Here is a 9,518-nt window from a genome sequence, read left to right on the forward strand (position 1 = left end):
TGCCCGCTGGGCTGCGCTAGACTCGGCGGAATTTACATTCTCGCATTCCCGTGCCCCGACGCTACGACGATCACGACACCGACGATCAGGACGACGCCCTGGACAGCCCCGCCACGATATGGCGCCGCCGTCTGCTCACCTGGGGCCTGGCCGCCGCCGCACTCGGCCTGGGCTTCCTGATTCCGTACACGGTCTATCTGAACAAGCAGGTCACCCAGCGTTTCGGCGAACTGCGCTGGCAGATTCCCACCCGTGTGTACGCGCGGCCGCTGATACTGGCGCCGGACACGGCGATGGACCCACAGACGCTGAAGACCGAACTGGATGCGGCCAGCTATCGCGCCGACGCCGGTGCCGAGCGCCCTGGTAGCTACCAGCAGGACGGCAGCCGCTTCACCATCGCCAGCCGCGGCTACGTCGATGTCGACGGGCGGGTCGCGCCGCGTCGCATCGAGGTCGCGCTGGCCGGCGGCCGCGTGGTGGCGCTGCGCGATGCGCAGACCCGCAAGTCGCTCAAGGCCGCGCGGCTGGATCCGGCGCGCATCGCCACACTGTACGGGCAGAAGCAGGAAGAACGGCGCCTGGTGCGCGTGGACGAGGTGCCGGAACTGCTGGTCACCGGCCTGCAGGCCGTGGAGGACCGCGATTTCAACTCGCACCACGGCATCGACCTCAGCGGCATGGTCCGCGCGGCCTGGGTGATGGTGCGCTCCGGCGGCAAGAGCCGGCAGGGCGCCAGCACCCTGACCCAGCAGCTGGCGCGCAGCGGCCTGCTCGGCATCGGCAAGGAACAGACCGTCACCCGCAAGTTCAACGAGATCCTGTACGCGCTGATCATGGAGGCGCGCTACGACAAGCGCACCATCCTGGAGGCGTATCTCAACCAGGTGTACCTGGGCCAGCGCGGCAGCCAGGCGGTGCATGGCGTGGCCTCGGGCGCGGAGTTCTGGTTCGGCCGCGAACTCGATGCGCTGGCGCCGGAGCAGGTGGCGCTGCTGATCGGCCTGGTCAAGGGGCCGTCCTACTACGACCCGCGGCGCTATCCCGAGCGCGCGCTGGACCGGCGCAACTTCGTGCTCGGCAAGCTGCGCGAGAGCGAACTGATCGACGAGCCGACCTATCGCAAGGCGCTGGCCGCGCCGCTGGGCGTGCCGGCCGAACCCGGCCTGGTCGCCGCCAACCGGTTCCCCGCCTATGTCGACCTGGTGCGGCGCCAGCTGGCACGCGATTACCCCGAAAGCGCGCTGCAGGGCGCCGGCCTGAGCGTGCTCACCGGCATGTCGCCGTCGGCGCAGGCCTATGCCGAGGGCGCGGTGACCCGCACCATCACTTCGCTGGAGACCAACAAGAAGCGCCCGCCGCTGCAGGCCGGCCTGGTGCTCACCGACACCCACAACGGCGAGGTGCTGGCGGTGGTCGGCAGCCGCGACGTGGCCCAGCCCGGTTTCAACCGCGCGATCGAGGCGCAGCGCCAGGTCGGCTCGCTGCTCAAGCCGTTCGTGTACCTGTTGGCGCTGGCGCAGCCGGACCGCTACTCGCTGGCCAGTTGGGTCGACGATACCCCGGTCACCGTGCAACTGGGCCGCGGCCGCACCTGGAGCCCGGGCAATTCCGATGGCCGCAGCCACGGCACGGTGCGCGTGGTCGATGCGCTTGCGCATTCCTACAACCAGGCCACGGTGCGCATCGGCATGCAGGTCGGGCCGGAGCGCGTGGCGCAACTGGTGAAGGTGCTGGCCGGCATCGAGGCCGAGGTCAATCCGTCGCTGATCCTCGGCGCCACCGACCAGAGCCCATACGCGATGGCGCAGCTGTACCAGTTCCTCGCCTCCGGTGGCGAAATCCAGCCGCTGCATGCGGTGCGCGGCGTGCTCGATCCGCAGGGCAAGCTGCTCAAGCGCTACGACAAGACCCCGGCGCCGGCGCAGGAAGGCGACTCCATCGCCGCCAACCTGGTCGGCATGGCGCTGCAGCAGGTGGTCAGCAACGGCACCGCGCGGCAATTGCTCAGCGATGGCCTGGGCAAGCTGTCGCCGGCCGGCAAGACCGGTACCAGCAACGATGGCGTGGACAGCTGGTATGCCGGCTATACCGGCGACCACCTGGCGGTGATCTGGATCGGCAACGACCAGAACAAGCAGACCGGCCTGTATGGCGCCACCGGTGCGATGCGGGTGTGGTCGGGCATCTTCTCGCGGCTGCCGAGCGCGCCGCTGCAGGTGCAGGGCAAGGGCATCGACTGGCAGTGGATGGACCCGGTGGGGTACAACAGCACCGACCCGAGCTGCCCCGGCGCGCGCCAGTTTCCGTTCGTGGTCGGCTTCGTGCCGGCGTATGCCGCGTGCACGCCGCCGCAGGCGCTGCCGGAAGACGCCGCGCCCGCCGAGGGCGAACACCAGGGCGGCGGCTGGCGCAGCTGGTTCGGCCTGGACAAGAAGAAAGACCCGCCTGCCGACGCGGCCGCGCCGCCGCCGGCGCATTGATTCCCGGATCCCGGATACCGCTCATGACCCCACGTCTTCCCACCATCGCCGCCCTCAGCCTGCTGCTCGCCTCCTGCGTCAGCGCACCGCCGCCGCCGCCGCCGGCTGCGCCGGTGGACACCACCACGCCGGCGCAGCGCATCGCTGCGATCGACGCCAGCGGCGGTGCCGACGACACCGAACTGAGCGTGCAGCCGCTGCGCGATCCGGAAGTGGAGGATCTGCGCGAGAGCGCCAAGCGCAAGCGCAGCGCCGGCGACCTGGCCGGTGCCGCCGCGGCGCTCGACCAGGCGCTGAAGCTGGTGCCGGACGACCCGGCGCTGCTGCAGGACCGCGCCGAAGTGGCGCTGCTGCAGAAGGACGACGCCCAGGCCGAAGCCTTCGCCAAGCGCGCCATCGACCTGGGCTCGCAGACCGGCCCGCTGTGCCGCCGCCACTGGGCGACCATCGAACAGGCGCGCCTGGCCCGCGGGCAGAAGGAAAACGCCGCCTCGGCGCACGCCCAGATCGCCGGGTGCACGGTGCCGGGGATCAAGAGGTACTGAGGGCGGGGATTGGGGAGTCGGGATTGGGGAATGGGTAGAACTGCGTTTCTGGCGGCTCGTCCCCCCTGGCGGCGTTCGGTCTTCCCGCTCTGCCGGCGGCAGTCACAGTGAGCGGGTAGCGCTGCTGCTCTAACCATTCCCTATTCCCGACTCTCCATTCCCATGTCGTTAGCTCACGCAAGCACCGAAGCCCTCAGCGAAGGCGGGGCGCTTGCGCGTCAGCTCGATGCGTTCGTGCCGCGGCCGGCGCAGTTGCGGTTGACCGCGGCGATCGCCGAGGCGTTCGAGCAGCGCGACGTGCTGCTGGCCGAGGCCGGCACCGGGACCGGCAAGACCTATGCGTACCTGGTGCCGGCGCTGTTGTCGGGGCTGAAGACCATCGTCTCCACCGGGACGCGCGCGCTGCAGGACCAGCTCTACCACCGCGATCTGCCGCGGGTGCGCGCGGCGCTGGGCGTGGGCCTGAGCAGTGCGCTGCTGAAGGGACGCGCCAACTATCTATGCAAATATCGCCTGCAGCAGGCGCGCGGCGAGCCACGCTTCACCGCGCACGAGCAGGTCGCGCAGTTCCAGCGCATCGTCGCCTGGAGCGGACGCACCCGCTTCGGCGACATCGCCGAGCTGGAGGCGCTGGCCGACGATTCGCCGCTGCTACCGCTGGTCACCTCCACCGTCGACAACTGCCTGGGCACCGAGTGCCCGTTCTGGGGCGAGTGCTTCGTGGTGCAGGCGCGGCAGCGCGCGCAGGCGGCCGACCTGGTGGTGGTCAACCACCACCTGCTGCTGGCCGATCTGGCGCTGAAGCAGGAGGGCTTCGGCGAAATCCTGCCCGGGGCGCAGGCCTTCGTGATCGACGAGGCGCACCAGTTGCCGGAGCTGGCGGCGAACTTCTTCGGCGAAGGTTTCGGCATGCGCCCGCTGCAGGAACTGGCGCGCGACTGCGTGGCCGAGAGCCGCCAGGTCGCCGGCGCGCTGGCCAGCCTGCAGGCGCCGGCGCAGGCGCTGGAACAGACCCTGCGCGAATTGCGCGCGGCGATGGAGGGGCTGCCGGCGCGCGGCACGCAATGGCGGCTGCTGGCCAAGCCGCAGGTACGCGACGGTTTCGACGCGCTGCTGGCCGATCTGGCGCGGCTGCAGGAGCCGCTGGCGGTGCTGCGCGAGGCCTCGCCGGGCTTCGACGCCTGCGCGGCACGCGCGCGCGAGCTGCGCACGCGGCTGGGCCGCTGGCTCGGCGAGGATGCGCCGATTCCGGATTTCGAGGCCGAGCCGGAAGCGGACGCGCCGTCGAACGATGTGCTGTGGTACGAACTGACCCCGCGCGGCTTCCGCTGCCAGCGCACGCCGCTGGACGTGTCCGGGCCGCTGCGCGCGCACCGCGAGGCCTCGCATGCGGCCTGGGTGTTCACCTCGGCGACGCTGGCGGTGAAGGGCGAGTTCGAGCACATCGCCACCCGCCTGGGCCTGCGCGACCCGATGACCTTGCTGCAGCCGAGCCCGTTCGACTGGGCGCGGCAGGCGCTGTGCTACCTGCCGGCGCTGCCCGACCCCGCCGCGCGTGGCTTCGGCACCGCATTGATCGCCGCGTTGCAGCCGGTGCTGGAGGCCTCGCAGGGCCGCGCCTTCCTGCTGTTCGCCTCGCACCGCGCGCTGCGCGAGGCGGCCGAGGCGCTGCGCGACGGGCCCTGGCCGCTGTTCGTGCAGGGCGAGGCGCCGCGCGCGACCTTGCTCGAGCGCTTCCGCGCCTCCGGCAACGGCGTGCTGCTCGGCTCGGCCAGTTTCCGCGAGGGCGTGGACGTGGTCGGCGATGCGCTGAGCGTGGTGGTGATCGACAAGCTGCCGTTCGCCGCGCCCGACGATCCGGTGTTCGAAGCACGCCTGGAGGCGATCCGCCGCGACGGCGGCAATCCGTTCCGCGAGGAGCAGTTGCCGCAGGCGGTGATCGCGCTGAAGCAGGGCGTGGGCCGGCTGATCCGCAGCGAGCGCGACCGCGGCGTGCTAGTGCTGTGCGACCCGCGCCTGCTGTCCAAGTCCTATGGCCGCACCTTCCTGGAGTCGCTGCCACCGTTCGCCCGCACCCGCGACGTGGAGGACGTACGCCAGTTCTTCGCCGCCGAGGCCCCGGCGCTGGGCGATAATCCCGAGGCCGCGACGCCACCGGCCACGTCAAACTAGCCGACGCGTCGCCTTTGCTTTTCCGATTCCCCATTCCCCATTCCCGATTCCCAGCCCCCAATGAATCTGCTCGCCTTCGAAACCTCCACCGAAGCCTGCTCCGTCGCCGTTATGGTCGGCGACCGCGTGCTGGAGCGCTTCGACCTGGCGCCGCGGCGGCACGCCGAACTGGCGCTGCCCTGGGCCGAGCAATTGCTCGCCGAGGCCGGCATCGGCCGCCGTCAGCTCGATGCGGTGGCCTTCGGCCGCGGCCCCGGCGCGTTCACCGGCGTGCGCCTGGCGATCGCCATCGCGCAGGGCATCGCCCTGGCCCTGGACTTGCCGGTGCTGCCGGTGTCCACGCTGCAGGTGCTGGCGCTGCGCGCGCCGGCCGACGCGCCGCGGGTGCTGGCGGCGATCGATGCGCGCATGGGCGAGGTCTACACCGCGGCGTACGCGCGGCAGGCCGACGGCGGCCTGCAGGCGCTGGCCGCCGAGCAGGTGATGAATCCGGAGGCCTTCGTGCTGCCCGAGCCGGAAGCGGCCTGGGCCGCGGTCGGCACCGGTCTGGCGGCAGTCGATGGCACCTTGCAGCGCCGCTTCGGCGCGCACTGGCGCAGCGCCGATGCGCAGGCGCTGCCGCATGCCGCCGACGTGCTGACCCTGGCCGCGGCTGCGTACGCGCACGGCGAAGGGATCGCGCCGGAACGCGCCGAACCGGCCTACCTGCGCGACAACGTCGCCCTGACCCTGGCCGAGCAGCAGGCGCAGCGGGCCGCACGGTGAGCGGTGGTGTGACGCCCGGCGACCGCTTCCGCGGTTGCCTGCTCGGGTTGGCGGTGGGCGACGCGCTCGGAACCACCCTGGAATTCAAGGCGCCCGGCAGCTTCGCGCCGATCGACGACATGGTCGGCGGCGGCCCGTTCGAGCTGCAGCCGGGGCAGTGGACCGACGACACCTCAATGGCGCTGTGCCTGGCGCACAGCCTGCTGTACCGGCAGGGCTTCGACGCCGCCGACCAGATGAACCGCTACTGCAACTGGTACCGGCACGGTTACCTGAGCAGCACTGGCACGTGCTTCGACATCGGCAACACCGTGCGCGCGGCGTTGGAGCGCTACCTGCAGGGCGGGCCGGCGTTCAGCGGCAGCGACGATCCGCGCGCGGCCGGCAACGGCGCGCTGATGCGACTGGCGCCGGTGGCGATGTTCTATGCGCAGCGCCCCGACGAACTGGCCGAGCGCGCCGCCGACAGTTCGCGCACCACGCATGCCGCGGCCGAGGTGCTGGATGCCAGCCGGCTGTTCGCCTTCCAGTTGCGTGCCGCCTTGCTGGGCGAGGACCGTGCGCAGGTGCTGCAGCCGACGGGCACGCCGCCGATGCAGACCCCGGCGCTGCGCGCGCTGGCCACCCGCGACCACGCCGCGGTGCCGGCAGCGCAGATCCGCGGCACCGGCTACGTGGTCGATGCGCTGTCTGCGGCGCTGTGGTGTTTCGCCACCACCGAGTGCTTCGCCGACGCGGTGTTGCGCGCGGCCAATCTCGGCGACGATGCGGATACGACTGCGGCAATCTGCGGCCAGCTGGCTGGCGCGTTCTACGGGCTGCACGGCATTCCCGCGGCATGGCGCGCGCGGGTCCAGGATGCGACGGAGATCGTGGCGCTGGCCGATCGGCTGCACGCCGCCAGTGTCGCCGGTTGAAGGCCGACGCGGACGCCGGCCTTGCGTGGCCGGCGTCCTTGGCGTCGCTGTGCAGCGGATCAGTAGTCGTAGCTGACGCTCAAGCGCAGCGAACGCGGCGCCTGGCGCAGCAGGGCCGCACCATACACCGGGTCCGCGTTACCCGGGTCCGACTCCGAGTACGGGTACTTCCACAGCGTGGCCTGGCCGTTGAAGACGTTGAACACGTCCAGGGTGAAGGCCAGCTTGCGGTCGGCATAGGCCGGCCGCCACGACACGCCGAGATCCAGTTGCTGCAGCCACGGCAGGCGGCCCTGGCTGCCGGGAGGCGCCGGCTGGCCCTGGTAGTAGTGATAGGCGATGCCGTAGCCGGAGGGGTCGCTGTGGTCGGGGCCGTAGGAGCCCAGCGCACTGAACGGCGAACCGGAGATCAACTTGAGGTTCGCCGACACCAGCCATGCGGGGTTGAGCTGGTAGTAGCCGTAGAACTTGAACTGATGGGTGTGGTCGTTGCTCTGCGGGCCGTTGGTGTGCTCCATCAACTGCGCGAAGTCCCAGGCCTGGGTGGTGGACACCGCGGTCTGGCCGATGCCCGACAGCAACTGGCCCTCGGTGGTGCCGTAGCTGCGCGACCAGGTGTAGTCGAGGCGGCCGTACCAGCGCTGGTCGAACGGATGCTCCAGCGACAGGTTGAGCCCGTAGTAGTTGCGCTTGAATTCCGGGAAGCCGAACTGCGCGTTGCTCAGCGGCACCTTGACGTAGTTGCCCGAGGTATCGACCAGGGTGAAGGTGTTGGCCCGGCCCGGGTTGATCAGCCAGCAGCTGACCGGATTGCTGGCCAGGGTCACCGTGTGCCCTTGCGCCGCGGCGGCGGCGAACACGGTATCGCTGTCGCAGTAGTCGTCCACGCCGCTGCGCAGGACGCGGTAGGTGCCCTTGGCGCCGTAGACCCAGCTGTCGCCCCAGGCCTTGGTGAAGCCGAGGATGAACTCGTCCTGGAACGAGGGCTTGATGCCCTGCGTGGCGACGGTCTTCGGGTCGGGCAGGATGCCGTAGTTGTTGTTGGACGAGACCGCACCGGAGATCTGGGTCAGGCCGGTCGGGTAGCCGTTGGCGTCGATGCCGCCATAGGTGTAGTAGGTCGAAGTGGCCAGGGTGGCGCCGGCGGCGTTGAACGCCGGGTTCAGCGGTAGCGCCAGGTAGTAGCGGCCGGCGTTGCCGTACACCTTGAAGCGCGCATCGCCGTCGACGTCCCAGCTGAAGCCCAGCCGCGGCGCCCATTGCCCGCTGGTCTGCTTGATGTACGGCGCGCCGTCGCGGTTGTAGTTGGTGAACTGGTCCAGGCGCAGGCCGAGGTTGAGCAGCAGCCGGTCGTTGACCTGCCAGTTGTCCTCCACGTACTGCGCGCGCTGCGCCGAGCGCACCGAGGCCAGCGCGCTGTAGATGTACTTGCGCACGTAGTAGCCGTCCTGGCCGTTGGGGTAGCCGCCGGTGGCGGGTACGCCGAGGCCGGTGTTGATCGGCACGTTGGGGTTGGCCTGGCCGTAGATCCAGTAGTAGCCGTCGCCCGAAGCCACCGAGCCGCGGTTGAGCGCGCGTGCGTTCTGGTTGTCGATGCCGATGGTGATGCTGTGCGCGCCGATGGCGTAGTTCAGGTCCAGGCGCAGGTTGTCGGTGCGATTGCCGCGCGCCGGATCGACCAGCAACGCGGTGGTCTGCGCATTGGTGATCGGGGTGCCGCCGGTGTAGGCCGGGTTCTGGAAGCCGGGGCTGGAGAGATAGGTCAGCGTGCCGTTGTAGTTGGGGTTGCGGCTGTAGTCGTCGGCACGCTGCTGGCCGTAGAGGGCGCTGAAGGTCAGGCGGTCGGTGAGGTAGCCGGTGTACTTGGCGCTCCACAGGTCGCCGCCGGTCTTGGTGGTGTCGGCGTTGCCGCGCAGGGCGCCGATGTCGCGGCCGCTGTACTGGTAGTACTTGCCGCGGGTGACATAGCGGCTGGAGGCGCCGGTGATTTCCAGCAGCTGGCTGTCGCTGATGTTCCAGTCGAGCTTGGCGTACCAGCTCGGCCGGCGGTACTGGTAGTCGTAGTAGTACGGCCCCGGGGTGGTCTCGCGTGCGCCGTAGAAGCGATCGCCGTCCTGGCGTTGCAGTTCGTAGGCGCCGAAGAAGAACAGCCGGTCCTGGATCAGCGGGCCGCCGGCGTAGACGCTCTGGGTGCTGAGGGTGGAGCCGCTCTTGCTGTCCGGGCGGTACAGCGCGCCGTTGCCGGGCGCGTACACGTCCTTCTTTGCGGAGCGCAGGCCGTCCGGTTCCCAGGTCGCCTGGCCGCCGAAATGCCATTCGTTGCTGCCGCGCTTGCCGACAGCGTTGATCACGCCGCCGTCGGAGCGGCCGTACTTGGCGCTGTAGCCGCCGGTGTAGACCTCCAACTGGTCGATGCTGCCATAGGGCAGGGTCAGTCCGCCGAGGCCGCGCAGCGGGTCGGTGGTGTTGAAGCCATTGATGTAATAGGCGTTCTCCGCGGCCGAAGAGCCGCCGAAGCTGAGCAGCTGCGCGCCGGTCGGGCCGATGTAGGTGCCGCTGCCGCTGTTGCCGGCCACGCCGGGCGCCAGTTGCGCGATGGCCTCGGCCGAGCGGCCCAGCGGCAGCGGCACCTACAT

General features: G+C 70.4%; 6 protein-coding genes. 5 read left to right on the forward strand and 1 reads right to left on the reverse strand.

Annotated elements, in window-relative coordinates:
• Positions 1-50 precede the first annotated feature (50 nt).
• The 5 genes from mrcB (at position 51) to CEK68_RS20055 (ending at position 6,882) form a co-directional block, all read left to right on the forward strand.
• On the forward strand, positions 51-2,483 hold the full coding sequence (gene mrcB / locus CEK68_RS20035; protein ID WP_152240433.1) for a penicillin-binding protein 1B: 2,433 nt from the start codon (positions 51-53) through the stop codon (positions 2,481-2,483).
• Positions 2,484-2,506: 23 nt separating this feature from the next.
• Entirely contained in the window at positions 2,507-3,028 is a 522-nt protein-coding gene (locus CEK68_RS20040; RefSeq protein ID WP_152240434.1) for a tetratricopeptide repeat protein, read from the forward strand.
• A gap of 162 nt (positions 3,029-3,190) precedes the next feature.
• Positions 3,191-5,200 (forward strand): ATP-dependent DNA helicase, encoded by a 2,010-nt coding sequence (locus CEK68_RS20045; protein ID WP_152240435.1) that lies wholly within the window; start codon positions 3,191-3,193, stop codon positions 5,198-5,200.
• Between the two features lie 60 nt (positions 5,201-5,260).
• Positions 5,261-5,965, forward strand: a complete 705-nt coding sequence (gene tsaB, locus CEK68_RS20050; RefSeq protein ID WP_152240436.1) for a tRNA (adenosine(37)-N6)-threonylcarbamoyltransferase complex dimerization subunit type 1 TsaB — start codon at positions 5,261-5,263, stop codon at positions 5,963-5,965.
• Positions 5,962-6,882 carry an ADP-ribosylglycohydrolase family protein gene (locus CEK68_RS20055; protein ID WP_152247614.1) on the forward strand — a complete coding sequence of 307 codons (921 nt, stop codon included), beginning with the start codon at positions 5,962-5,964 and terminating at the stop codon, positions 6,880-6,882. The genes tsaB and CEK68_RS20055 overlap by 4 nt, the downstream gene beginning before the upstream one ends.
• A 59-nt stretch (positions 6,883-6,941) precedes the next feature.
• Here CEK68_RS20055 and CEK68_RS20060 read toward each other — a convergent pair whose 3' ends face one another.
• On the reverse strand, positions 6,942-9,512 hold the full coding sequence (locus tag CEK68_RS20060) for a TonB-dependent receptor plug domain-containing protein (RefSeq protein ID WP_226977982.1): 2,571 nt from the start codon (positions 9,510-9,512) through the stop codon (positions 6,942-6,944).
• Between the last annotated feature and the right edge of the window lie 6 nt (positions 9,513-9,518).

Origin of the sequence: Xanthomonas sp. LMG 12461 (genome assembly GCF_009192935.1) — a bacterium.
In the GTDB taxonomy this organism is placed as follows: domain Bacteria; phylum Pseudomonadota; class Gammaproteobacteria; order Xanthomonadales; family Xanthomonadaceae; genus Xanthomonas_A; species Xanthomonas_A sontii.